General features: G+C 39.2%; 22 protein-coding genes and 2 tRNA genes. 14 read left to right on the top strand and 10 right to left on the bottom strand.

The window, feature by feature from the left end:
- Nucleotides 1-35: 35 nt before the first annotated feature.
- Together B9A58_RS11380 and B9A58_RS11385 are read right to left on the bottom strand one after the other, a co-directional pair.
- Nucleotides 36-728 carry a CDP-alcohol phosphatidyltransferase family protein gene (locus B9A58_RS11380; RefSeq protein WP_084372965.1) on the bottom strand — a complete coding sequence of 231 codons (693 nt, stop codon included), beginning with the start codon at nucleotides 726-728 and terminating at the stop codon, nucleotides 36-38.
- On the bottom strand, nucleotides 725-1,372 hold the full coding sequence (locus tag B9A58_RS11385) for an MBL fold metallo-hydrolase (RefSeq protein ID WP_084372966.1): 648 nt from the start codon (nucleotides 1,370-1,372) through the stop codon (nucleotides 725-727). The genes B9A58_RS11380 and B9A58_RS11385 overlap by 4 nt, the downstream gene beginning before the upstream one ends.
- A 57-nt stretch (nucleotides 1,373-1,429) precedes the next feature.
- Here B9A58_RS11385 and B9A58_RS11390 point away from each other — a divergent pair, with 57 nt between their 5' ends.
- The 3 genes from B9A58_RS11390 to B9A58_RS11400 are packed head-to-tail and all read left to right on the top strand — an operon-like array spanning nucleotide 1,430 to nucleotide 6,678.
- Nucleotides 1,430-2,497, top strand: a complete 1,068-nt coding sequence (locus B9A58_RS11390) for an NAD(P)/FAD-dependent oxidoreductase (protein WP_084372967.1) — start codon at nucleotides 1,430-1,432, stop codon at nucleotides 2,495-2,497.
- A gap of 4 nt (nucleotides 2,498-2,501) precedes the next feature.
- Entirely contained in the window at nucleotides 2,502-5,747 is a 3,246-nt protein-coding gene (locus B9A58_RS11395) for a translocation protein TolB (protein WP_139793843.1), read from the top strand.
- Between the two features lie 55 nt (nucleotides 5,748-5,802).
- Complete coding sequence (locus B9A58_RS11400) at nucleotides 5,803-6,678, top strand: YicC/YloC family endoribonuclease (protein ID WP_084372969.1); 876 nt, start codon at nucleotides 5,803-5,805, stop codon at nucleotides 6,676-6,678.
- Nucleotides 6,679-6,681: 3 nt separating this feature from the next.
- Here B9A58_RS11400 and B9A58_RS11405 read toward each other — a convergent pair whose 3' ends face one another.
- Nucleotides 6,682-8,754, bottom strand: a complete 2,073-nt coding sequence (locus B9A58_RS11405) for a T9SS type A sorting domain-containing protein (protein WP_176214758.1) — start codon at nucleotides 8,752-8,754, stop codon at nucleotides 6,682-6,684.
- Between the two features lie 180 nt (nucleotides 8,755-8,934).
- Here B9A58_RS11405 and B9A58_RS11410 point away from each other — a divergent pair, with 180 nt between their 5' ends.
- From B9A58_RS11410 to B9A58_RS11420, 3 genes are all read left to right on the top strand, one after another.
- A complete protein-coding gene (locus tag B9A58_RS11410; RefSeq protein WP_245827068.1) occupies nucleotides 8,935-10,215 on the top strand; it encodes a UDP-N-acetylmuramoyl-tripeptide--D-alanyl-D-alanine ligase in 1,281 nt (426 codons plus the stop codon).
- Nucleotides 10,206-10,862, top strand: coding sequence for a DUF2461 domain-containing protein (locus B9A58_RS11415; protein ID WP_084372971.1), 657 nt, complete (start codon nucleotides 10,206-10,208; stop codon nucleotides 10,860-10,862). The genes B9A58_RS11410 and B9A58_RS11415 overlap by 10 nt, the downstream gene beginning before the upstream one ends.
- Before the next feature lie 62 nt (nucleotides 10,863-10,924).
- Nucleotides 10,925-11,002 (top strand) — tRNA-Val (locus tag B9A58_RS11420).
- Nucleotides 11,003-11,348: 346 nt separating this feature from the next.
- Here B9A58_RS11420 and B9A58_RS11425 read toward each other — a convergent pair.
- Entirely contained in the window at nucleotides 11,349-11,714 is a 366-nt protein-coding gene (locus tag B9A58_RS11425) for a LytR/AlgR family response regulator transcription factor (protein WP_084372972.1), read from the bottom strand.
- 140 nt (nucleotides 11,715-11,854) lie between these two features.
- Here B9A58_RS11425 and B9A58_RS11430 point away from each other — a divergent pair, with 140 nt between their 5' ends.
- Entirely contained in the window at nucleotides 11,855-12,982 is a 1,128-nt protein-coding gene (locus tag B9A58_RS11430) for a cysteine desulfurase family protein (RefSeq protein WP_084372973.1), read from the top strand.
- Here B9A58_RS11430 and hemH read toward each other — a convergent pair.
- Complete coding sequence (gene hemH / locus B9A58_RS11435) at nucleotides 12,979-13,986, bottom strand: ferrochelatase (RefSeq protein ID WP_139793844.1); 1,008 nt, start codon at nucleotides 13,984-13,986, stop codon at nucleotides 12,979-12,981. The genes B9A58_RS11430 and hemH overlap by 4 nt on opposite strands.
- Before the next feature lie 243 nt (nucleotides 13,987-14,229).
- Here hemH and B9A58_RS11440 point away from each other — a divergent pair, with 243 nt between their 5' ends.
- From B9A58_RS11440 to B9A58_RS11450, 3 genes are read left to right on the top strand one after another with little or no spacing between them, the layout of a single operon-like run.
- A complete protein-coding gene (locus B9A58_RS11440; RefSeq protein WP_084372975.1) occupies nucleotides 14,230-14,616 on the top strand; it encodes a hypothetical protein in 387 nt (128 codons plus the stop codon).
- Nucleotides 14,603-15,298 carry a hypothetical protein gene (locus B9A58_RS11445; RefSeq protein WP_084372976.1) on the top strand — a complete coding sequence of 232 codons (696 nt, stop codon included), beginning with the start codon at nucleotides 14,603-14,605 and terminating at the stop codon, nucleotides 15,296-15,298. Before B9A58_RS11440 ends, B9A58_RS11445 begins: the two co-directional genes overlap by 14 nt.
- 35 nt (nucleotides 15,299-15,333) lie before the next feature.
- A complete protein-coding gene (locus B9A58_RS11450) occupies nucleotides 15,334-16,083 on the top strand; it encodes a hypothetical protein (protein WP_139793845.1) in 750 nt (249 codons plus the stop codon).
- Between the two features lie 10 nt (nucleotides 16,084-16,093).
- On the opposite strand, the gene B9A58_RS11455 is transcribed toward B9A58_RS11450, so the two are convergent.
- Together B9A58_RS11455 and B9A58_RS11460 are read right to left on the bottom strand one after the other, a co-directional pair.
- The gene (locus tag B9A58_RS11455; protein WP_084372978.1) at nucleotides 16,094-16,582 is read right to left on the bottom strand and encodes a hypothetical protein; all 489 of its coding nucleotides are present in this window, start codon (nucleotides 16,580-16,582) and stop codon (nucleotides 16,094-16,096) included.
- Between the two features lie 53 nt (nucleotides 16,583-16,635).
- Nucleotides 16,636-16,709, bottom strand: a tRNA-Asn gene (locus B9A58_RS11460).
- A 310-nt stretch (nucleotides 16,710-17,019) separates the two neighbouring features.
- Between B9A58_RS11460 and B9A58_RS11465 the strand changes: the two genes are divergently transcribed.
- The 4 genes from B9A58_RS11465 (at nucleotide 17,020) to B9A58_RS11480 (ending at nucleotide 21,845) form a co-directional block, all read left to right on the top strand.
- Complete coding sequence (locus B9A58_RS11465) at nucleotides 17,020-17,457, top strand: Hsp20/alpha crystallin family protein (protein WP_084372979.1); 438 nt, start codon at nucleotides 17,020-17,022, stop codon at nucleotides 17,455-17,457.
- 144 nt (nucleotides 17,458-17,601) lie between these two features.
- Nucleotides 17,602-19,089 carry a Do family serine endopeptidase gene (locus tag B9A58_RS11470; protein ID WP_084372980.1) on the top strand — a complete coding sequence of 496 codons (1,488 nt, stop codon included), beginning with the start codon at nucleotides 17,602-17,604 and terminating at the stop codon, nucleotides 19,087-19,089.
- A 119-nt stretch (nucleotides 19,090-19,208) separates the two neighbouring features.
- Nucleotides 19,209-20,753: an L-piperidine-6-carboxylate dehydrogenase gene (gene amaB / locus B9A58_RS11475; RefSeq protein WP_084372981.1), complete on the top strand. Its 1,545-nt coding sequence runs from the start codon at nucleotides 19,209-19,211 to the stop codon at nucleotides 20,751-20,753.
- Between the two features lie 96 nt (nucleotides 20,754-20,849).
- Nucleotides 20,850-21,845: an acetamidase/formamidase family protein gene (locus tag B9A58_RS11480; RefSeq protein ID WP_084372982.1), complete on the top strand. Its 996-nt coding sequence runs from the start codon at nucleotides 20,850-20,852 to the stop codon at nucleotides 21,843-21,845.
- A 175-nt stretch (nucleotides 21,846-22,020) separates the two neighbouring features.
- Here the strand turns inward: B9A58_RS11480 and B9A58_RS11485 are convergent, their stop codons facing one another.
- The 3 genes from B9A58_RS11485 to B9A58_RS11495 form a co-directional block, all read right to left on the bottom strand.
- Complete coding sequence (locus B9A58_RS11485) at nucleotides 22,021-22,320, bottom strand: GIY-YIG nuclease family protein (protein WP_084372983.1); 300 nt, start codon at nucleotides 22,318-22,320, stop codon at nucleotides 22,021-22,023.
- Nucleotides 22,321-22,599: 279 nt separating this feature from the next.
- Nucleotides 22,600-23,202: a NifU family protein gene (locus B9A58_RS11490; protein ID WP_084372984.1), complete on the bottom strand. Its 603-nt coding sequence runs from the start codon at nucleotides 23,200-23,202 to the stop codon at nucleotides 22,600-22,602.
- Nucleotides 23,203-23,392: 190 nt separating this feature from the next.
- Nucleotides 23,393-24,019, bottom strand: coding sequence for a hypothetical protein (locus B9A58_RS11495; RefSeq protein ID WP_139793846.1), 627 nt, complete (start codon nucleotides 24,017-24,019; stop codon nucleotides 23,393-23,395).
- Nucleotides 24,020-24,023: the final 4 nt, after the last annotated feature.

Raw genomic sequence — 24,023 nt, forward strand, 5'->3', positions numbered from 1 at the left:
TCTTATCAACGCGACGAGTGGGTATTTTCGTTCCTTTATTTTTTTGGTGCCAGTATATGTGTTAAAATAGATCCAGCTATGTACATGACAATAATTAATGGTATGGCCACTAATTGAAAGAGAATGGCCATAACCAAGCTCAACAATAAAAAGGCATATTTTGCCTCGTTGCCCTTCCATCCATATTTTTTAAACTTAAAAGCCAGCATTGGAATGTCAGCAATAAGCAGGAGGGATGTGCAAATGGTGATACTAACCAAAACCACCCAACTATTGACCACATCACGCCATATCCCTTCTGTGGATAAATGAGCTAAAGAAATGATAAAAAAGGCATTTGCGGGTGTAGGTAGGCCAAAAAACCTATCTGACTGACGTTCGTCATTGTTGAATTTGGCCAATCTAAGCCCAGACATAACTGCAATCAATATCGATAAGTATTTCCAAGAAGTATCTGGAGCACTTATTTGCAGCAATTGATACATGACCAATGCCGGAACTACCCCAAAGGAGACCATGTCAGCAAGTGAATCCAGATCCTTTCCAATGTTGGATGTGGATTTGAGTAAACGTGCTGAAAAGCCGTCAAAAAAATCCACTAATCCAGACAGGAGTGTATAATACATGACATACTCCAGCCTCCCTTCGAAAATTTCAATAATAGCAAAGCAACCAAACGCCAGGTTTAGGCTTGTTAATGCGTTTGGGGTGAAATTTCGAATGTTCATTTGGATAATGCACAAAAAGGATTGGACACTTTTTCCTTACCAACAGTGGTAGTGCCTCCATGCCCTGGATAAACGACTGTGTCGTCGTTAAGAGTAAACACTTTGTCATGAATACTTTTAATGAGTGTATCAAAGTCCCCTCCTGGTAAGTCCGTACGGCCAATACTCCCATCGAATAGTACGTCTCCACCTATACAAATTTTTTGTACCTGATTCACCAACACCACATGGCCTGGTGCATGGCCAGGAGTAAAAAAAACATCTAACACGGAATTACCAAATTCAACCTGATCCCCCTCATCAAAAAAAACTTCAGCTTCAGTATTTTCAAAATTTTGAAAACCATAAGCTGGTGCATATACCTCTACAGATTTCAAAGTAGCTTCATCCTCTTTGTGGATCGTCAATGAAACGCCGTATTTTTTTTTGACAAATGCATTGCCAAATACATGATCAATATGGCAGTGTGTATTGATGAGTTTGACCACCTTTAGTTCATTGGATTCAATGAAGTCTGTAAGTTCATCTTTTTCGGCTTGTTCGTAGCACCCAGGATCAACAACAATTGCTTCCTTGGTTTCGTCATAAAGCACGTAAGTGTTTTCCATGAAAGGATTAAAAACAAAATTCTGTATTTGGATCATAGATATTAATGGTAAGTCCGCAATTTTGTTGGATTATTGCTCAATCGCAAATATAACATGTACGACTACTTAATCATTGGTCATGGACTGGCTGGCGCTGTACTTTCGCAGAAATTGCTTGAAAGGGAGCAAAAAATAATGGTGCTTGACCAACCAGACCACAACCACTCCTCTGTGGTAGCTGCGGGCATTTTCAATCCAATTACTGGGAGAAAAATGTTTAAGACTTGGAGGGCAGATCAGTTTTTCCCTGAGTTGACGAGTTTTTATCCAGAATTGGAAACCAAACTTGAGGCTGCATTTTATTATCCTATTGGCGTATATAGGCCATACTTTGCTATTGAAGACCAGAATGACTGGGAAGCGAAGAAATCTGATGCAAAGTTTGACGCGTACATAGCACAGACGACTACCTCAAATATTTCAGCGCATCAACTTCACGATCCACATGGTGGGCTGTTTTTGAAACAAGCAGGGTACGTCAATATTGTAGAACTTTTGAACGCCAACAAAAAATATCTGATTGATAAGGGTAGTTATCGGGAAACAATGTTTTATGAAAAGGATTTGAAGTGCAATACTGATCACTTTTCTTTTGGTGATTTGAAGTTCAAAAAAATAATCTTCTGCAATGGTATTCATGCACATAAATCCGAATGGTTTCAATGGTTGCCATTTCACCCTGTAAAAGGGGAAATGATAGATATAGAGTTAAAAAAACGCCCAGAAACCATTTATAATCGAGGTGTTTTTATGTTGCCCTTTGCAGGCGGGCATATTAGAGTAGGTTCAACTTATCATCATCATTTTGATGACATGCAACCAACCGAAACGGGACAAAATGAATTAAAAGAAAAGTTAAGCGGATTGTTGAAAGAGCAGTATGAGATAAAAGGGAGCCGGGCAGGCATACGGCCTGCCACGAAAGATCGTCGACCATTCATTGGAAAACATCCAGATAATGAACATATTTATGTTTTTAATGGTTTTGGCTCTAAGGGTGTTTCTCTGATCCCAAATTGTTCGAAATTATTCACTGCATACTTGTTGGACGGGGAGGCGTTGGATGCTGAGGTTGATGTCAGTCGTTATTATTCACATTATCCAATTCAGCAAAAAAATTAGCTATATGCGATTGAAAGTACTTCTTACTGGTCTATTAATCTTTTCTGCTTTGGTCTCATGGGGTCAGGAGCACAGGAAGGTTTTTGGTCAGAATAGAGTACAATACAAAAGTTACGATTGGTATTATTACAGTACGGATGATTATGACATCCATTACTATGCGTTGGGAGAGGATTATGCCAAACTAGCGCTAGACTATTTAGATGAAGAGTACGATAAGCTCACGGATTTATTGGGATATGCCCCTTTCTCTAAGACAAAAATTTTCCTCTACAATTCTCCTGTAGACCTGAAACAAAGCAATATTGGAGTAGATGGTGCCACATTCACTATTGCGGGTCAAACTAAATTTGTAAAGTTACAAGTGGAAATAGCTTATCCAGGGAGTATAGTTGAATTCAAAAAAGAACTCAAGTATAGACTTACAAAAATGCTGCTTGACGATATGATGTTTGGAGGCAGTCTGGCAGAGATGTTTCAAAGTGCCTATCTGCTTCACTTACCCGAGTGGTTTATAGGCGGAGCTGCTAATTATGCAGCCTATGGATGGAGTGTGGAGATGGACGACTACATGCGTGATTTTCTCACCAAAAGGAAGACCAAAAAATTAAATCGACTGGAAGATGTACGAGCTCAAATGGTAGGGCAATCAGTATGGAACTATATCGCAGTTAAGTATGGAAGAAGCAATTTGTCCAATATTCTCAATCTCACGAGAATCATTAGAAATCCTGAGCACAGTATTGCGAGCTCACTGGGCATTTCGTTTAAGCAGTTTAAGTATGAATGGGCAGAGTATTATCGAAATGCAAATGCCACACTAGATGCAGCTTATGATTCACCAGAAAAGGATAATAAACTGATCAATAAAACTGGGAAGGTTGCCAAATTGACTAAAGTTCGGGTGAGTCCTGATGGCAAATATCTGGCTTATGTGAACAACTACAGAGGCAAGTACACAGTAAATGTCCGAAACCTAGAAAATGGTCATGAAAGAACGGCACTCAGAGGAGGATATCACGTGATCAATCAGGAAGTAACACTTGAGTTACCCATTATCGAGTGGATTACAGATAAGAAATTAGGTATTATTCAGAATTGGTACGGCACCAATTATTTAGTGTCGTATGATATTCCCACCAGAGTAAAACAACGCAAGTCTTTGCTCAGATTTAATCAGATTCAAGGCATTGGATTCAATGACAATGGAAAGTTGGCTGTCATAAGTGCTGATATACAAGGCCAGAACGATTTATATCTGATTAGTATGAGAAGAAATGCCGTGAAACGATTGACTAAAGACAAGTATGATGACCTGAATCCTAAGTTCATTCCAGGTACAGACGCAATTGTCTTCAGTTCTAATCGACCCAGTGATACACTTAATTTGGAGCTGGACAACATCAATGATGCGTCAGAAGTGTTGAATTTGTTTGCCTATGACCTAGACACTACTACCAATGTCGTTCATAGAATGACAAATACATTGAGCAATGACTACTATCCAGTGCCAGTGGATAGGGAAAATGTGTTTTATCTAAGCGACCAAAAAGGCATTTACAATTTGTATAAATACAATTTTTCAAATGGCATTTACAATCAGGTTTCCAATTTTAGAACCAGCCTACAAGAATATGACATCAATCGGAAGACACATGATTTGGCATTCTTAATGCTGAACAATGGCAAGTCAAGAATCTACCTGCAGGAAAATTATAACCTGAACCAGACCACATTCACGCCGCCTACTTTGCGAAACCAATTGGAACAAGTAGAATTCATTCGAAAAAGAAGGGCTGAAGCAGCTAATGATGATTTGCCGCAAGAAGAAATGGAAATGGGAGAAGGCTTATTTGATATTGAACAGGAAGGGCAAGGCATCAATACAGAGCAGGTACAAGAAGAGGATGAAGATGAGTTTATTGATACAGACGATTACAAATTCGAAGACGAACCAGAAGATGAAGAGGATGACAGGGCGTTCTCGTTTCTCACGACTTATCAGAAAATGCAAAAGGAGCCCAGTGTCACAGGACCACACCCGTATGAGACTGCCTTCTCTTCAAACAACGTCATTACCACGTTCAAAATAGATCCATTTAGAGGGTTTGGAATATTGATGGAATATGAAATGAATGACGTACTGGAGAACCATAAATTCTATGGTGGGTTTCTTGCAATTACAGACCTTAAGAGTGGTGATTTTTTTGCAGAGTACAGGTTCCTTAAATACACTATTGACTTAATGGCCAGATATGACAGAAATGTGTATTTAGAAGAGAGGCTTGATTTTTCAGGTGCGGTTGGGAGCGAAATAATTCAGAAGTACAAAAAGAACACATACACTTTGGGTGCTTCATTGCCCTTATCAGTGGCGACCCGCTTTGATTTCCAACCCTTTATGACATTTACTCATTTTTATAATCTGAGCCCAGATGCACTGCAGAGAAGTTTTGGAACACAAGACCCTTTTGCACTAGAGTCGCACAATACTTATGCAGGGGTCAAGGCGCATTGGGTGTATGACAATACGTTAGCCAATGGCCTGAACTTATATGAAGGCAGTAGAGCTAAAATTTCCTTTGAGCATTATCAGGCTCTAAATGACAATGCCCTTACGTTCAGCAATTTCAGCATTGATCTACGTCGCTATCAAAAAATATCAAGAGAGCTAATTTTTGCATCACGTATATACTTTGGAAGATCTTTTGGTAATCATCCTATGACTTATATGCTAGGCGGTATGGACAATTGGGTGGCTAATGATAGTGAAAACACAGACCAGGTGAATTCGCCACTTTATTTCAGCAATCAAAAGGACAATACAGATATTCTGTTTGCCCAATTTGTGAACTTGCGTGGATTCAATTATAATGAATTTAGTGGATCAAATGTGCTTACAGTCAATGCCGAATTGCGCTTTCCAATAATTAAATATTTTTCTAGAGGTTCAATAAAGTCTAATTTCCTTAGAAATTTTCAGGTGATTGGGTTTTATGATTTGGGTTCTGCTTGGACTGGAAAGTCCCCATTCAATGAAGACCATGAGGTCAACACGAAGATAGTGAAGGATGGAGGCCCTTTCGAGGCGGTTATTCGTACTTCCAATAATCCATGGTTGGCCAGTTATGGCTTTGGCCTTAGAACAGTACTTCTTGGCTATTATGCACGTTTCGATTTTGCCAAACCCATGGCAGATTACGAAATTGGCAAAATGCAATTCTACCTGAGTTTGGGCTACGATTTCTAGATCAGCCTGAATCACTTCTATTTTTAATACTGGGCTTATTTGACGATCATTGCAAATGCTTAAATCTATGACTGGGTACGGCCACGCTAAATTTGAAAATGATCAAATGAGCATTGATGTAGAGATCAAATCTTTGAACTCCAAGTTTTTGGATATTTCCACCAAGTTGCCAAAAGAAGTGGCAGCTTATGAAAATGAAATCAAAAAAATATTGATTGAAAAAATCGTACGTGGCAAAGTCAACTTTAGCGTGGAAATCGCATTAAAGAATGGTATGGGTAGTGCGGGTACTCTGAATCAGTCATTGTTCAATCATTATAAAAGGGAGATCAGATCAGTAACAAGTCAAGAGGAATTGTCAGATGCCGATTTGGTAAAAGAAGTACTTCGAATGCCAGACATTATGGAGTATTCAGACACAGCCAACGATCTGGTGGATAAAAAACAGTTATTCTCTTTGACTAATCAGGCACTGGTCGAATGTGAGAAGTTCAGAGTACAGGAAGGTCAAGCTGCTGAGTCTGCACTTGGTACATTCGCGAAAAACATTGATGAAAAATTAGCACTGATTAAACAAAAAGATCCAGAGCGCATAGTTGCAATAAAAGATAGAATCAACGAGAGTTTGTCTGAATTAGCGGCTTCAGATAAGTCGGACCCAAACAGATTTGAACAGGAGCTGATATACTATATCGAGAAACTGGATATTGCCGAAGAAATCATCAGGTTACAAAACCATATCGCCTATTTTCATGAGACATTAACCGAAAAGGAATCTCAAGGAAAAAAATTAGGGTTCATCAGTCAAGAAATGGGCAGAGAGATCAATACCATTGGGTCTAAAGCCAATAATTCAGACATTCAAAAACTCGTCGTAGACATGAAGGACGAGCTGGAAAAAATAAAGGAGCAGGTGCTTAACGTAGTTTAAGTGCTAATTGAAAGGGCTCACAATTATTTTGATGGTGCAGCTTTGATTGCCGTTGGTAGCTTTTGCTAAATACAAACCATCTTCAAGGAAACTGAGAGTAAGAGGTGTATCTATATAGGCAGAAAGAAAAACCTCTGCCACCTTGTGGCCTGCTAGTGAAAATATCTCTACCAGCGTATCAGATAAATTGGATTGGAAGTTGACAACTCGGTCTGATGCAGTAGGCACTGGGAATGCAGTGATGGTTAAATGGCCTTCACTCCCTGTTGCAGAAGTAGATAGAAGTCGAACGCCACCTTGTATACTCCCTACTGCAATTACAGCCTTACCTAATAGTTGACCTATAGCGGGCTTGGATATTCTGCCAAACCGTGTTGGAACCAACGTACTTGACTGCTCAAGTTTGACAATTGATTCTTGGCGTTGGGGATTGCCAGATTTGTAATCAGAGTAAAATGATGTTTTCCCACTTCTGTCTGTAGTGATGAGATCCGTTCCATTGATATCATCCATCTCTCCAGTAGCAACTGAAAGGTTGCTTCTATCACCATCTGCGACAATGCCTAAATACCCCTCAGTATCAAGAGTAAACATGGGATTGGTGGCAGAACCAGTATTAATATAATAATCTAACCTGCCATTAGACACGCCTAGTAGCAAATCTGGTAGGTTATCCTGATTGATATCATCCAGCACAAAATCGTCCAATCTTGTGAAACTAAACTCAATGAACTGTAATTGAGAAATATCAAGTGATTCGAGTGAAGAATCATTGTTTCGAACGTAATACAAGGTAGCGTTAAACCCGCCATTTAGGGCAGAGAATACCAAATCAATTTTCTGATCCCCATTGGCATCAATGAATTGAGGTTTGATGTCACTAAGCCCTAGAGTGGATAGGCCAAATAAGTCATCTGTTACCCATTCCAAACCGTTGTTTGCTGTCCGATAATAAGTCAATGAACTTATAAACTCATTATTTTCTAGCAAGCCTGTATTACCAATCACCAAATCATTATTGCCATCACCATCTATATCCACAATCGCTGGATAGGCAAACTCTCCTACATCAATCATTTGATCCTGCAAGAATGGGATGGCATTTCCAAATTGATGGGAGTTATTGCTTGTGTTTTCAAAAAGAAGGCTGGATGATTTAAAGTCGATGGTACGAAAAGTGTTTGACCTTACATTGCTTGAAACCAGTAAGTCCTTATTGCCATCAAAAGTGACATCCTCATAGCCTGCCATCGGGAATGAGGTAAAACTGATGCCTGAGAAAAATGATGGAAAGGTATTGTCAAAATCCTCAAAAGAAGCAGAGGATAAACTTCCGTTATTTTCGGCATAACTCAAATTTTCACAGGATTCTTGACTAAGAACCAAATCCATTAACCCATCCGAATTGTAGTCGAGTGAAAGCAAGGCTTTGCCGCCTGCATGTAGTATTTTTCCTGAAGAGCTACAAGGCTCGTCAATGGTGAAATTATCACAGCCACAGTCCCAAATGTCTCCATAGGATCGAGTTTCTCGAACAAACGCCAATCCGCACGAACCAGTATTTTCTATGGATAGATTTTTATGAAATTCTATCTGACTGCTAGAGGCAAAGTCAAAACCTAGTATGTCCAAATCTCCGTCGCCGTCTAAATCAACTATGGAAGGAATATCAGTAGGATTGAACAAAAGATTGATATTTGAGCTGGAGCCCAGAGTTTTAAGTGGTTCGGCAATCAGCTCCCATGTTACAGTGTTGCCCGATGAGGTATTTCTGAAAACACGAATGCCAAGGCCAGTATAGGTGAAAAGATCCTTGTGGCCATCACAGTCATAATCTGCTAAAACCATCCAATGCTGGATGTTTTCCGGAAACAAAAATTCGAAGTAGGGCATATAGACGTATGCTGTTCCTGTATTTTCAAAACAGTTGATTTTGTCCGAAGTACGATCAAAGACAACCAAATCTAGGTCATCGTCCCCATCTAAATCAATCGTCTGATATTGAGCACTATTGAGACCACCAGCAAAGGCCAAACCTAGTGTTTGATCACCCTTGACAACAGTAGGTTGGATCATTTGCAACTCTATTTGCCCCCAGAGGGTGTGAGCAATAAGAATTTGTAATAAAAAAAAATGGGACAATCGCATCATAATCATTAGGCGCCTTCAGGCTATCCGACAATCAAACCGTCAATAACGAAAATTATTGAGTGCTGGTAAATATATTTGTGAGCTGCCATACAAATAACAACAAATTTGGATCAAACCATTTCTTTCCTTTACGAAAAATTTTTAGCAAGCGAAGGGGTATGTTCAGATACCAGGTCGCTTCAAGAAAATCAAATCTTCTTTGCGCTTAAAGGAGATAACTTTAATGGCAATACTTATGCCAGTCAGGCGATTGAGGGTGGCGCACTTTTGGCAGTTATCGACGAGTCTCAAGAGGAATCAAGTGACAAGTTTTTTTTAGTTGACGATGTGTTAAAGTGCCTCCAAGAACTCGCTAGTCATCACAGAGATCAATTTGATATTCCCTTTTTGGGAATAACAGGCTCCAATGGGAAGACTTCGACCAAGGAATTGGCGGCGAGAGTTATGAGTGCTGATAGAAAAACCCAATATACAAGAGGAAACCTCAATAATCACATTGGGGTACCATTGACCCTATTGAATATTTCGAGTGATACAGAATTTGCGATTATTGAAATGGGTGCCAATCATATAGGAGAGATCGCATCACTTTGCAAAATGGCAAAGCCAACCCATGGCCTGATCACCAATATTGGAACGGCTCACATTGGAGAATTTGGTGGACAGGAGGCAATCATTCGAGCAAAAAGTGAGTTGTTTGACTATCTAAGACAGACAGGTGGGATACCCTTTATCAATTTGGAAGATAGAGTATTGCAAAACATGTCAAAGCGATTTTCCAATGCGATCACCTATCCAAATGAACTCTGTTCCCTCAAATCAGCTACCCCGTTTGTGCATTACAAAGATGAGCATGGAGATACACATGCTACAGAAATGATTGGGGCCTATAATTTTCTGAACATCTCAGCTGCCGTGACTATCGGAAATTATTTTGAAGTAGAAGATCCCTATCGTGCCATAGATGGATATATGCCAGACAACAACCGTTCGCAGATGATTGAAATTGGCTCCAATACGATCATACTAGATGCCTACAATGCCAATCCAGATTCTATTCGAGCGGCTTTAGATAATTTGGCCGTAATAGATAGTGCTCATAAAGTAGCCATTCTCGGAGACATGAAAGAATTGGGTGCGTATGCTGAGGAAGAGCACAGAAAAATTATTGACTATGCTGAAACCTTAAACCTTGACAAGGTGTATTTGGTAGGGAATGACTTTAAAAAGATGCACAAGCATGCTAAATCAAAGGCATTTGAAAAAATTGACGAACTAAGTAATCTTCTCCAAGAAGAGCCCTTAACGGCAGCCACAGTTTTAATCAAAGGTTCACGAGGGATGAGAATGGAGCAACTTACTAAACGTAGGGATCTATGGACTTAAAACCAACTATCAAATTTCTGAATGAGCTTGCAGCCAACAATAACAAAGAGTGGTTTGACGCCAATAGAAAAACGTATGAATCTTGCCGAAAGGAGTTCTTGGGATTAGTTGGAAATATTATCGGCGAGATAGCCAAGTTTGACCCAGAATTGACAGACGTAGACCCCAAGAAATGTGTTTTTAGAATAAATAGAGATATTCGATTTAGCAAAGACAAGACGCCTTACAAAACAAACTTTGGCGCTTTGATGGGAGCTAATGGCAAGAAGACAGAAGGCACAGGTTTTTACATTCACCTGTCTCAAGGTCAAAATTTTGCAGGTGGAGGAATTTATATGCCACCACCAGAAACTTTGGCAGCTATTCGTCAAGAGATTGACTATAATCCAGATGGATTGAATGCGCTTTTAACATCAAAATCCTTTAAGGAAACCTTTGGCGAAATCAGAGGGGATAAATTGAAAACCGCTCCAAAAGGATATCCAAAAGACCATCCAAATATTGAATTGTTAAGATTTAAAAGTTTCTATGTGATCGAGGAGTTCAGTGAGAAAGATCTCACCAAGGATGGGTTTTTTGATGAGCTTATTTCAACCTACAAAAATGCTCATGAGTTCAATAGATTCTTAAAAGAAGCAATTAGTTAAAAATATTTCTGAAAAGATTTGGTAATATAAAATCATAATCTATTTTTGCACACCCAAATCAAGGGCGCTTAGCTCAGCTGGTTCAGAGCACCTCGTTTACACCGAGGGGGTCGGGGGTTCGAATCCCTCAGCGCCCACCACTTCAAAAGCCATTTCGATAACTCGGAATGGCTTTTTTATGACCAAGATTTTCAGATAATTAAGAGGAATGAGAGGGATCACAGATCACTCCGTATTTCTAGAGGACTAGACCATCCCAACGTGTAATCCCAGATCTAAAAGTCATTTCGTCGGGAGTACGACCAGAGAGATCTCGTTAGCAGGAAGCAGCATGTAAATATCTGGGCAAATTTTTTGTTAAACCCTGAGAAGATCCTTCGCTATGACCCTGTAAGTTTATTCAGATATCCGAAATATTCCGCCCCAACTTTATAGACTGATCGTAAAAAGTTATAAAGCCTGGATAAAATTATTGTATGGTCTAATTTAGACTTCTTGTTCGGCTAAGACCTCTTTTACGATTTGAGATAAGTGATCAGGGCTTGCAATAGGTTTCATCACGAATTTGGCCGCACCAGCCTTTATTAGCTCGCGCTCATGCTCGTAGTGAGAAGAAACCATTATGATAATGGGTCTATGTTCTAGTGCATCAATGGTTGTAAATCCGCTGATCTCAGGCATGTCAACATCTAGGAAAAGGATGTCTGGTTTCAGCTTATCTATAGCCATCACACCTTCTATCGGGTTGCTGAAGGCACCACCAAACTCTAGAAAGTCTACACGTTTGATGTACTGTTCCAGTATCTCATTGAACATCTTGTCATCATCTATACAAACGCAACTGTATTTCATTCTAAAACCTTTTCAATCGTCTTATAAAGATAACCCCAATTCATCAGAATATGGAAGGCTTGCGCGCACTTAATAGAAAAATAACAATCATTCTTATTGTCTGATTAATTGTTCACTTTTGCCAAAAGTCAAAAAAATCAATGAAGGTATATCTAGACAACTCTGCAACCACACCAATGGATCCCGAAGTTTTCGAAGCCATGAAGCCATATTTCCTAGAGAATTATGGTAACCCTTCATCAATCCATTCACACGGTCGACAGGCGCGCTCTACTATAGAGAAATGCAGAAAAAAAATTTCGGATTTGCTGAACACTTCGCCTGCCGAGATTTTTTTTACTTCTGGGGGTACAGAGGCAGATAATACGGCCATCTGTAGTTCGATAGAAAGTCTTGGTATCAACACAGCTATCACCTCCAAACTGGAACATCATGCCGTATTGCATACGCTGGAATATCTAGCTAAAGAAAGAAAGGTTGAACTGAAGTATGTTGATGTGGATCAGGACGGTCGAGTTGACATGGAGCATTTGGCCTCTTTACTACAAAAAAATCCATCATTTGTAAGCCTAATGCACGCCAACAATGAAATCGGAAACCTAAATGATATTCAAGCCATTGGAGATTTAGTAAAAGCTAATGACGGCTACTTTCATTCGGATACCGTACAGGCCTTGGGCAAGTACGAGCATGATCTATCTGCACTGAAGGCTGACTTTATAGTAGGTGCCGCGCATAAAATTTACGGCCCCAAAGGATGCGGATTTTTATATATCAATCACGAAACTAAGATAGAGCCTTTTATTCATGGTGGAGCGCAAGAGCGCAACATGAGAGGTGGTACAGAAAACGTAGCTGGGATAGTTGGCTTAGCCAAAGCCATGGAAATATCGTATCGTGATATGGACAAAAACCGCCAGCATATTTCTAGCTTGAAGGAACGTATGCTAATAGGTCTGAAGAAAAAAATATCAGGTGCTACATTTAACGGTCTTTCAGGAAGTATGGATGAAAGCCTCTATTCTGTAATTAATGTAGGCCTACCTGCCACAGATGAAAACGATATGCTGCTATTCAATTTGGATATCAGAGGCATTTCGGCAAGTGGGGGCAGTGCTTGCGCGAGTGGATCAAATATAGGCTCTCATGTATTGACTGCTTTAGGAGTAGACCCAGAAAGAGGAGCCATTCGATTCTCTTTCTCAAAATACACCAAGCCAGAAGAGGTTGACTATGCAGTAGATGCATTGGCTGAGTTGATGAATTAGCTTTTGGCCAATTCACAAACACAGTCTATCCAGGAAGGATGGACATTTAGACTTTCTACCAAGTCCCATCTCTCACCACCCAAAGCCAGGAAATCTTCTTTGTATGTTTGGCCAACTTCGAAAGTTGTTTCTAAGCAGTCGGCAACAAATGCGGGAGAAAAAGCCAATACCTTCTTATGACCAGCTTTTGCTAGCTCCGTAAGTACTTCATCAGTGTAGGGTTTGATCCATGGGTCTTTACCTAACCTTGACTGAAAGGCTGTAGATACTTTGTCTTCAGGAAGACCTAGCTTTTTGGTCATCAATCGAGTAGTTTCAAAACACTGCGCGCGATAGCAGTATCTGTTCTGGCTATGACAAGAATTACAGCAATCACCCAATTGGCAAGTACTGATTTCAGCTTTTAGAATTTGTCTTTCGGGTAAACCATGATAGCTGAACAAGAAGTGATCATAGTCGTGCTCGTCCATCCAAATCTTTGCATTTTGAGCAATTGCTTCCAATAATTTAGGATGATCAAAAAACGGACCTTCAAAATCTATTTTAGGAACCACCTGCCAGCTACTTACTATTTCCATCACCTTTTGAACCACGGATCCATTAGATGCAGAGGCATATTGGGGAAATAGAGGGATTACTTTGATATGATTAATCCCTGCCTTTTTTAGTTTATCCAGACCCTCCCGTATGGACGGATTTTGATAGCGCATCGCCAATTCTACTTGGTAGTCATTACCTAATTGCTGTTGCACTGCTTCTGTTAAATCTTCGCCGTAGTATTTGAGCGGAGAGCCTCGCTCGTCCCAGAGCTTTTGGTATTCTTTGGCCGACTTTGGGCTTCGGAAAGTGGCGATGATCACGTTCACCAAGAACCATCTGGACAGAAAAGGAATATCAATCACTCTTTCGTCCATGAGAAATTCTCTCAGGTACTTTCTAACATCTTTCACTGATGGGCTATCAGGTGTGCCCAAGTTTACGAGAAGAATTCCTTTTTTCGCCATGCTGTTATTTTCGATTGCGCAAAGAAAGAAGAGAATATGGATACTGCCAAATAATAAAAAAAGCTCCAGATGGGGAACACCTGGAGCCAGCAGCATTTTGAGAAAAATTAATTATTATGTACTGGCTAAAGTAGCGGGGGGCGATTTACAGATGTTGCCAGATGTATTAAACATCCTGCCAATCACATTTTGATGGAATAAAATTGTTTGGAATTTGAAACCTATTACATCTAATATTGAGCAATGAACAAAATATTCAAAAATAGGAAGGTTGAATTGACTGGAATGTTTGCTTGGAGTTTGCTATCCTTTGCTTCAATAAATATAGCTATTCAACTTTTTCAAAATTTACTATTATCAATTGGGCTTACTGGACTACTATGCTGCTTTTTGAATACTTTTTTTCTCTTGGCCTTTTATCAGTATAAACTAAATACAAAAAAGTTGTTTGTTTTCTCTTCGTTATTTGTCTCTCTTATTATCACTTACCAAATGGCATTTGATTTTTTTGTCAAGATAAATTCTCCTACCAAGGGATTTATAATTTCTGGTATTGTTGGATGCTCGTTGATTTTCATGAATATGATTGCTGGTATAATAATTAGAATGATAGCTAATGTTAAAAAATAACATTTATCTAATTGTGCTTACTTTTTACATGTCCGTCATTGGATTGGATGTAATTAAGTTGATAAACCTTGCTCGTAAGCCTACATTAAATATTGATTTGTCAAAATATTTTTTTCGCACTCACATGCTTGTTTTATTCTGCGGAATAAGCTTAACATTAGTGGCGGTAATATTTGAGGTTAACATATTTGACTATTCCAAACCAATACATTATTCAAATGTTGAGAAAATATCTTTGAAGGATTTTAATGGCCTTAAGTTACCTGGCCAAACTCTTCAAGGGGGAAACAAATTTGCATTCATTACTTCAGGAATTGAATTTAAAAAGCACAAGGGAATAGTTAATGTCAATAGCTATTTTCATCCTGCGAGGTCTTATGTGTATATTGACGATTTACAAAACGATGATTTGTTGAGGCATGAATTGTATCATTTTCATATAACAGAAATTTGGGCAAGAATATTTCGGAAAGAAATCTCAAAGTTTAAAGATGTCCCTACCAGCAGTATGCTCAATAAGACATATGTTTATATAGAAGCTAAAAGAAATGCCATGCAAGCAGAATATGATTTTGACACAAATCATAGTTACTTGCTGGGCAAACAACTTAAATGGCAGGTTAAAATTGATAGTATGTTGAGTGCGTTATCAGCATATGAAAACACCCAAATTCGATTTTGATTTATATCTTAGCCAAAATCAAAAAAATCAAAAACATGAAGCACAAAATTGCTCTTTTTATCCTTTTCAGTTTTATGTTGAGTTGTGGGAATGGCGTTGAGTCAAGGTTTCCAATGGAAAAGCGTTTTTGGAATCCAGAAGATTACAAAGAAGTTTATAGAGAAATAAGGTTTAACACCCCTGAGGGAGAAAGATACCCTGAGCTAAAAAACCCTGATACAGCACCTGTTTTTAAGAAATTAATTGACCGCCAAAATTATATGGCTGTTTTGAATGATGAACAATTGGGTCTTAGTCACAGAAATGAGATTGCATCAAATTTTTTTGATGAATTTAGGAGTTATTCAGATGTTTATTACTCGACAAATCGCCAAGACAAGTTTGTATATGGCATGGAGTTGGTAGAGTTGTATAAGTTCGGATTAGATTTACAAGTCTATTATTTCAAATTGGGTAATGAAAACATTTTAAAGGAGTCTGATGATCCTAATTCTTCTAATACAAGGAGGGTTATTAAGTCTAATGAAACTACTCTTTTAAAAAATTACAATAACTACTTAGACTATGTCAATAAAGAGGATGGTTTCTCTGAGCAAGAGATCAAAGCGTTTTGTGAGGGTATAGACACGGCATTTCCTAAATTGTTTGAGACTTTTCCAAATTCCAACTTGAACATTACAAAGAAAAAAGCTGAGCTTATGCTCAATAAAACTAAGAATGATTTGGTGAAAAGTTCGTTAGAGCAACTTCTTAACAGTATTGATGAACGGCAGGAGCCTAAATGATATTTAATAATTAGTCAGTTGAGTGATAGACTGAACCAAGAATGTTTTTGTACTGGGTCAGTCTCCTTGTCAATGTTTCTTCGTTTTTATCTGTGTCTAGGTGAAGTTTTTCTCCATTGTCTAGTCTAATATAAGCTTTGAAAATTCTATTTTTAATATCAAACTTGGCACCTGTTCTAGTGGTTGCCAATGCTTGTTCAGTCACTTGGTTGATATAAAACTTGTCAATAAAATGGAAGGACTCAGGTTGCCCTAATTTCAAGCCTAACAACCAAGTATATTCTGTATAAGTTTTTGTACCTGGGTCAATTCTCAAACCATATCTTACGAAAATCATCAATACTCCGAGAAGGACTAATAGTAATGACACAAGTACGCTTACTAAGGATATATCTGTACTGATGAGAAGAGAAGCCAAAGCGCCAAAAATTAAGACTCCTCCAAAAATTTTGAAATTATGCGGAAAGTAAGATTCTTGTTTGATGTCGACAGTTTGCATAGATAAATCTAAAACAAAAAAGGCAACTTCCTTTCGAAAATTGCCTTTGCTTGCTCCTCTTGTTGGACTCGAACCAACGACCCTCTGATTAACAGTCAGATGCTCTAACCAGCTGAGCTAAAGAGGAATTTTATGTATTAGATATTCGCTTTTGAATAACTCCCTGATTTTGGGACTGCAATATTAGCGGCTTCTTTTTAATTCTACAATACATGTCTTCAAAAAAATTTCAAGATTATTTCTGATTCAAATGAATCCCTGATCAATCCGACAAAAAGCGGAAGTGCTTTTGATATAATCAGACAAAATGGCGCAATAAAATCTATTTTCCACTTGAATACAGCCATAATGGCACTAAAGTAATCAAATTTTCCAGCTGGCATATAATTCGCAATAGGGCTTCATGAATTTATTGTTCAACAAAAAACTAAAATAAAATGTCATTGATTAAGTATAACCCAAGAACCCTAAGAACATTCACTACAAACAATCTGTTTGATGACTTGTTCAATGATCGTTTTTTCAATAACGATGTGACTGTTGGAAAATCATTTACCCCACAGGTAGATATTTCTGAAACAGATAAGGCATTCGAATTGAGTTTTGCCGTACCAGGCATCAAGAAGGATGAAATCAAGATTGACTTAAATGAAGGTCAATTGATCGTAAGTGGAGAAAGAAAATTTGAAGAAAAGAAAGAGGAGAAAAATTTCCATTCTGTTGAAACCAGATATGGCTCTTTCAGCAGGTCTTTTCACTTGCCAGACAACATAGATGCGGATAAGGTAGAAGCAAAATATGAGGATGGCCTTCTGAACATCACCATCCCTAAGGATGAGAAGAAGATTCAGAAGAAGACCATTGCTATCAAATAATAGTTAGTAAGTTGAGGTTGGTTTTAACCCCGGCAACTGGCCTCTAGCCTGCTTGTCGGGGTTTTTTGTTAAATGTTGTTAACATTATTATCCATTAAATTTATATGACGTTAATTGGTCGGAACAATGTAAAAACTAAGAGAAATGAATAATAGACAGTTTTTTATTAGAATGGTATTTGCCTCCATGTTGGGTGGAATAGTAGCACTAGGTGGATATCAGCTGGTCAAAGAGGATCAGGTTCGTGTGATTCAGGCAGAAAGTCAGCCAGTCAGATTTTCAAATTATGAGCTGGACTCATCTGCAATGATAGTTCCAGAAGGGCTCAATTTTGTATATGCTGCTAAAGCAGTAACTCCAGGTGTGGTGCATATTAGAAGTACATTTGAAGGCACATCACGAATGGGGCAAGGAACCAATCAATTTGATGAATATTTCAGGCAGTTTTTTGGTGACCCACAAGGAGGCAGCCAGCCACAACAGCGCCAATCTATGGGGTCTGGTAGTGGTGTCATTATTGGTCAAGATGGCTATATAGCCACTAATAATCATGTGATTGAAAATGCCACTGAAATTGAAGTTCTGCTGAATGACAACAGAACTTATAAAGCAGAAATTGTGGGGACAGACCCTACCACTGATTTGGCTTTGTTGAAAATAGAAGCCTCAGGTCTGCCATTTGTGAAGGTGGGAAATTCTGATCAGGTCCAAATTGGAGAATGGGTATTGGCAGTTGGGAATCCGTTTGAGTTTAGGTCTACAGTAACTGCAGGCATCATAAGTGCCAAAGGAAGAAACATTAATATATTAAGAAATAGGAATAACCTTCAAATAGAATCTTTTCTGCAGACAGATGCGGCAGTCAATCCAGGAAATTCAGGAGGCGCCTTGGTGAACCTAAGAGGAGAATTGGTAGGGATAAATACTGCGATTGCCACCCCTACAGGGACTTATGCTGGTTATTCTTTTGCCGTACCATCTAACTTGGTAGACAAAGTATTAGCAGATCTAAAAGAGTTTGGTGTGGTACAAAGAGCACTACTTGGAATTAACATAAGGGACGTGAACGCTCAGTTGGCCGAAGATGAAGATTTGAATGTGCTAGAGGGGGTTTATGTCATCAACGTAAATCCGAACAGTGGAGCAGATGATGCAGGCATTGAAAATGGAGACGTCATCATAGCAGTACAAGGAGAAAAAGTGACCAAAACCTCTGAGTTGCAAGAGAAAGTAGCTTTGAACAGACCTGGGGACAAAGTAAAAGTAACACTCATCAGAAATGGAAAGGAGAAAACAGTAACTGCTACTTTGAAAAATACTTTGGGCACCACTACCACAATTGCTTCATCCAACAACATGACGATTCAAGGAGGCACTTTCGCAGACTTGTCTAAAGATGAAAAGGAAACATTGAAAATAGAAGGGGGTGCCAAGCTGTTGAACGTAGAAGCGGGCAAGTGGAGAGAAGCTGGCATCAAGGCTGGATTTATAGTCACGGCAGTAGATAAGCGACCCATTCTTTCCGTAGAAGATTTGTCCAGAGCATTAACAAGAACCAATGACGGATCAGGTTTGTTAATTGAAGGAATGTATGAGGGCGGAGAGAAAGCCTATTATGGCATTGGCTGGTAAAAACCTTTCTTTCTGATACGATTTTAACATAATCCCCGCTCGTTCGGGGATTTTTTATGTATCAATCCTATTAATCAATAGGATCATCTATTTTTGCGGCAACTCTAATTAACACAGAAATGGCAGACAAATTCGGCATAGCGCAAGCACTCAAAAACCTCGGCATTGAGGAACTAAACATGGGATCAAGCACTGGTTCTAATTGGATCAAATCCAATGGTGCAGTCATAGAATCCTATTCTCCAGCAGATGGAAAATTGATCGGAAAAGTGACTTCTGGCTCAGAAGAAACTTATGAAGAAATTATTAAAACAGCTTCTGAAGCATTCAAATCTTGGCGACTGGTTCCAGGACCAAAAAGAGGTGAAATTGTTCGTCAGGTAGGCGAAGCCTTAAGAGAGCACAAAGAAGATTTGGGTAAATTGGTTTCTTACGAAATGGGTAAGTCATACCAAGAAGGATTGGGCGAAGTGCAAGAGATGATCGACATCTGTGATTTCGCTGTAGGGCTGTCTCGTCAGATGTATGGTTTGACTATGCATTCTGAAAGACCTAGCCATAGAATGTATGAGCAGTATCATCCATTAGGTATTGTGGGCATCATTTCAGCCTTCAACTTCCCAGTGGCAGTTTGGGCATGGAACAGTGCTTTGGCCTGGGTTTGTGGAGATGTTTGTCTTTGGAAACCAAGTGAAAAAACACCAATCACCGCGATTGCCTGTCAGCACATTACAGACAAAGTATTCAGAGCGAATGGTGTTGCTGAGGGTGTAAATAATCTGATCATTGGGGATGCAAAAATTGGACAATTGATGTCTAATGATAAGCGAGTGCCTTTGGTCTCTGCCACTGGTTCTACTCGCATGGGTAAGGCTGTTGGTGAAGCAGTAGGCGCGAGATTAGGAAGAGCATTATTAGAATTAGGTGGAAACAATGCCATCATTATTTCTAAGCATGCCGATTTGGATATGTCTTTGATTGGTGCTGTTTTTGGTGCCGTAGGGACGGCTGGACAGCGATGTACTTCTACTAGAAGACTCATCATTCACGAAGACATTTATGAGGATGTGAAAAGCAAATTGAAAAGCGCTTACGAGCAATTGAAAATTGGTAATCCTCTGGATGAGTCCAATCACGTAGGGCCATTAATTGACACACTTGCCGTAGATATGTATAGTGAGGCGATCAAAAAAGGCAAAGCCGAGGGCTCAAAAGTAGTGGTAGATGGTGAAGTCCTTTCTGGTGAAGGATACGAATCTGGATGCTATGTGAAGCCAGCCATATATGAGGTAGAAAATCATTTTGAAATTGTACAGCATGAGACTTTTGCTCCTATCCTGTATTTGATCAAATACAAAAATATTGAAGACGCTATTGCGATTCAGAATGATGTGCCACAAGGATTGTCTTCTGCAATTATGACGCAGAATATGAGAGAGTCAGAAATGTTCTTATCTCATGGTGGTTCCGATTGTGGAATTGCTAATGTAAACATTGGTACTTCTGGTGCTGAGATTGGTGGTGCATTTGGTGGAGAGAAAGAAACTGGTGGAGGACGTGAGTCTGGATCTGATGCTTGGAAAGTTTACATGAGACGCCAAACGAACACGATCAACTTTGGTACAGACTTGCCTTTGGCTCAGGGTATCAAGTTTGAGTTTTAAATATAAAAATTTCATAACGATGAACAGCTCAGGGTTTAAACCCTGAGCTGTTTTTGTTTTGACACTGTGATTTTCAATTTTGATTATATTTAAAATATGAAAGCATTAACCACAGTCTTATCTCTATCCATTCTCTTTTCATGTCAGCCCATGTCTGAAAAGGGAAAACCAGAAGTTGTTCCAGAGTACACGTTACCTGCGACACATAAGCACAACAAATGGAGTAGAACCATTGCTCCTGTCCTGTCTGTACCCAGTGGTGCTATAGTGGAAGCCTTTACTGAAGAGGCTACAGATGCACAGTTAAATGTTAATTCTACTGTGAATGATATGGCGAATGTTTCATTCGACCCGATTCACCCCCTCACAGGCCCCATCTATGTAGAAGAAGCGCAGCCTGGTGATGTCCTCGCTGTGACCATGCACAAGATAGATGTAGGTGACTGGGGGTGGTCTGCCATTTTTCCGGGGTTTGGTTTTCTGGCGGATACTTATATGGAACCTTATCTTAAGACGTTCAAGATTGACAGTACAGAAAAAGTGATTCATTTCTCTGATAAGATTAAAATACCGACACGTCCATTTGCTGGTGTGATGGGGGTGGCACCAGATACTGATTCGTTGCTTTCGACTATTCCTCCGAGGGCAAATGGAGGCAATATGGATGACCCAAATATCGTCGAGGGTACCACTGTTTATTTCCCTGTCTTTGTTGAGGGTGCTTTATTTTCAATCGGTGATGCGCATGCGGTACAAGGGCTGGGTGAAGTGTCCGGTACGGCTGTAGAATCTCCCATGCGATTTGTGTTTGAGTTGAAGTTGCTGAAAGGGCAAAAACCTTATCTCAATGAACCCCAGTACGAAACGGACGACTATTATGCCGTAACTGCCTTTGGCCCGTCCATTGATATTGCCACTAAGAAAGCAGTCCAATACATGATTGAGTATTTGGTCAGTGAACATGATTTGAGTAAGGAGGACGCTTACATCCTATGCTCTTTGGCAGGAGATCTTAAAATCGCTGAGGTAGTTGATGCCCCGAATATGCTCGTGACTATGCATATCTCGAAGGAGGTTTTGGGGGTGAAATGATTTAATCCCCATCCTAGTTCGCAATCATTCGTCATCACCCGGTTTATCCGGGTGATCCCCTTCGGATTGCACAATGATTGAAAGGGTAGCTCCTACCATTTGCAGATTACCCATTACGGATAGCTATCGGAAGTTCCTCCGTCAAACCCATCGGGTAATGACGGTTAATATATTGTTACTTCATTTCACTAATCTCATCAAACAAATCTCTCATTTCAGGATTCATTTCATGGATAAGGTTTTCCTTCCACTCTCTCTTATACTTTTTAATTCGCTTTTCTCTATGGATTGCAGACTCAATATCTGTAAAGAATTCATAGTACAACAAATCAGTACAATTATACTTTTTAGTGAACGAAGCACCGAGACCATTTTTGTGTTCGTAGATTCTATTGTGGAGATTGGAAGTTACACCTGTGTAAAGAACAGTTCTGTTTTTATTGGAAACGATGTAGATATATCCACCTTTGGCCATGAATAAAAGTAACAATAAACAACGTCATATCCCGTGTTTATCCGGGCTATCTCAAGCACGGCAGAATGATCGAAAAGTGCAGCTGTCATCTTAACAGATCACCCGAATTCTCCTCTGTCGAAGCGGGTAATGACGTTTTTATTTGATAGTCATAGCCCTTGTTTGTTGGGGCGATCTCCATTAGGCAGTAGAATGTTTGAAAAGGCAGGGCTCAACACTGACGGATTACCCGAATGTCTTTTCTCTTCGTCAAAGCCATCGGGTAATGACGTGCTTTGGTTAACCATTTATCGCCTCTACTTCCTGCACCTCAGGTACCATTCTTTTCAGAAGATTTTCGATGCCTGCTTTGAGTGTGAGGGTAGAGGAAGGACATCCACTACAAGCGCCTTGTAGTACCACTTTCACTTTTCCATCTTCAAAAGAATGGAAATCAATGGCGCCACCATCTTGCTCTACTGCAGGGCGGATATATTCGTCCAAGATGCCTTTGATGTTTTCATCTAGATCAGAAACTGGTGCTTTCGGCGCAGCATTTTCTTGCTTAGGCTCTGCGTAAGGCTGAGAGAGATTCACGGCCAGTTTACCAGACTCCAAATAACCTTTGATGTGTTCTTTGATGCCGTCGCGTACTTCTTCCCATTCTGTAGCTTCATCTTTCGATACGGTGATGAAGTTGCTCATCACGAATACACCTTTCACAAATGGGAAAGTGAATAACTCTTGCGCCAACTCAGAATTGGTTGCTCGTTCTGGAGATGGATAATCGAAATTGGTGCCTTCAGGTACCAACATAAAGTTCGCTACAAACTTCAACGTGTTTGGATTCGGATTAGACTCGAAATATATATTTACTGGGGTGTTTGCTACTGCTTCAGACATCTTCTTTTCTTTTTACTAGAGATTACAAAGATACGAAACACTTAGGTTCTTTGTTTGGTTCAGTTGAGACTCTTTTGATTTTGAATGGAATAAGCTTGAGCGCATCTGTGATGCGTTATTAATCTACCAAGGGCATTTGAAATGCCAAGGAAATCCAGTTGTAAGGTAATTGCGACCGAGAAGGGTGAAATTATATTTTTTCAAAAACCATTGTGAAGTTCTGATGCTTAATTGTCAAAAAATCTGATTTAGTAAAATAATCATAAGTAAGAGGGTTCTCATCAATTAAGAATTTGAAAATTTCACTATTTCCAGTTCTATTAAAAAGTCGAATTCTATTATTTGGTTCAATTCTATATGAGAGATTCAACCAATCCATTTTTGATGGTAACGACAATTGTTCTTTGTAAAATCCAACTTGATAATTATCATCAAATAAAACATTACCTCCATCTATTACATTTTTTAATGCCCAAGAATATCTAGATAGATCAAATTCTCTATTTAATTGATATACAGAATGTCTATAATTAAATACATAAACTATTATTACAATGTAAATGATTGGATACACATGCGCTCCAACTTTTTTAAGCTTTAACCAAAAAAATGGCAATGGATAATTGGACTTTATACCTATTTTTCTTCTTTGAAAATATATAAGAGTCACTAACAAAAATCCAAAAACTAGTATGAAGGTTAAATAACTGAAATTCATATTTGTATCCAGCAATACGGAAATTATAGCTGAAAGACTACATTGCCTAAGTACAAATACAATCCTGTCAACCCTAGAAATAGTTAAATTCTGATTCATCTAT

This window comes from Reichenbachiella faecimaris (assembly GCF_900176375.1).
Lineage (GTDB): Bacteria > Bacteroidota > Bacteroidia > Cytophagales > Cyclobacteriaceae > Reichenbachiella > Reichenbachiella faecimaris.

Bases quoted from the DNA above. Each gene is read 5' to 3' on its own strand.
- B9A58_RS11385 (WP_084372966.1), bottom strand. From the start codon at position 1,372: ATGATCCAAATACAGAATTTTGTTTTTAATCCTTTCATGGAAAACACT.
- hemH (WP_139793844.1), bottom strand. From the start codon at position 13,986: ATGGCGAAAAAAGGAATTCTTCTCGTAAACTTGGGCACACCTGATAGC.
- B9A58_RS11455 (WP_084372978.1), bottom strand. From the start codon at position 16,582: ATGCAAACTGTCGACATCAAACAAGAATCTTACTTTCCGCATAATTTC.
- B9A58_RS11495 (WP_139793846.1), bottom strand. From the start codon at position 24,019: ATGAATCAGAATTTAACTATTTCTAGGGTTGACAGGATTGTATTTGTA.
- B9A58_RS11380 (WP_084372965.1), bottom strand. From the start codon at position 728: ATGAACATTCGAAATTTCACCCCAAACGCATTAACAAGCCTAAACCTG.
- B9A58_RS11440 (WP_084372975.1), top strand. From the start codon at position 14,230: ATGAACAAAATATTCAAAAATAGGAAGGTTGAATTGACTGGAATGTTT.
- B9A58_RS11430 (WP_084372973.1), top strand. From the start codon at position 11,855: ATGAAGGTATATCTAGACAACTCTGCAACCACACCAATGGATCCCGAA.
- B9A58_RS11415 (WP_084372971.1), top strand. From the start codon at position 10,206: ATGGACTTAAAACCAACTATCAAATTTCTGAATGAGCTTGCAGCCAAC.
- B9A58_RS11425 (WP_084372972.1), bottom strand. From the start codon at position 11,714: ATGAAATACAGTTGCGTTTGTATAGATGATGACAAGATGTTCAATGAG.
- amaB (WP_084372981.1), top strand. From the start codon at position 19,209: ATGGCAGACAAATTCGGCATAGCGCAAGCACTCAAAAACCTCGGCATT.
- B9A58_RS11450 (WP_139793845.1), top strand. From the start codon at position 15,334: ATGAAGCACAAAATTGCTCTTTTTATCCTTTTCAGTTTTATGTTGAGT.
- B9A58_RS11480 (WP_084372982.1), top strand. From the start codon at position 20,850: ATGAAAGCATTAACCACAGTCTTATCTCTATCCATTCTCTTTTCATGT.
- B9A58_RS11400 (WP_084372969.1), top strand. From the start codon at position 5,803: ATGCTTAAATCTATGACTGGGTACGGCCACGCTAAATTTGAAAATGAT.
- B9A58_RS11490 (WP_084372984.1), bottom strand. From the start codon at position 23,202: ATGTCTGAAGCAGTAGCAAACACCCCAGTAAATATATATTTCGAGTCT.
- B9A58_RS11485 (WP_084372983.1), bottom strand. From the start codon at position 22,320: ATGGCCAAAGGTGGATATATCTACATCGTTTCCAATAAAAACAGAACT.
- B9A58_RS11465 (WP_084372979.1), top strand. From the start codon at position 17,020: ATGTCATTGATTAAGTATAACCCAAGAACCCTAAGAACATTCACTACA.
- B9A58_RS11445 (WP_084372976.1), top strand. From the start codon at position 14,603: ATGTTAAAAAATAACATTTATCTAATTGTGCTTACTTTTTACATGTCC.
- B9A58_RS11470 (WP_084372980.1), top strand. From the start codon at position 17,602: ATGAATAATAGACAGTTTTTTATTAGAATGGTATTTGCCTCCATGTTG.
- B9A58_RS11405 (WP_176214758.1), bottom strand. From the start codon at position 8,754: ATGATCCAACCTACTGTTGTCAAGGGTGATCAAACACTAGGTTTGGCC.
- B9A58_RS11390 (WP_084372967.1), top strand. From the start codon at position 1,430: ATGTACGACTACTTAATCATTGGTCATGGACTGGCTGGCGCTGTACTT.
- B9A58_RS11395 (WP_139793843.1), top strand. From the start codon at position 2,502: ATGCGATTGAAAGTACTTCTTACTGGTCTATTAATCTTTTCTGCTTTG.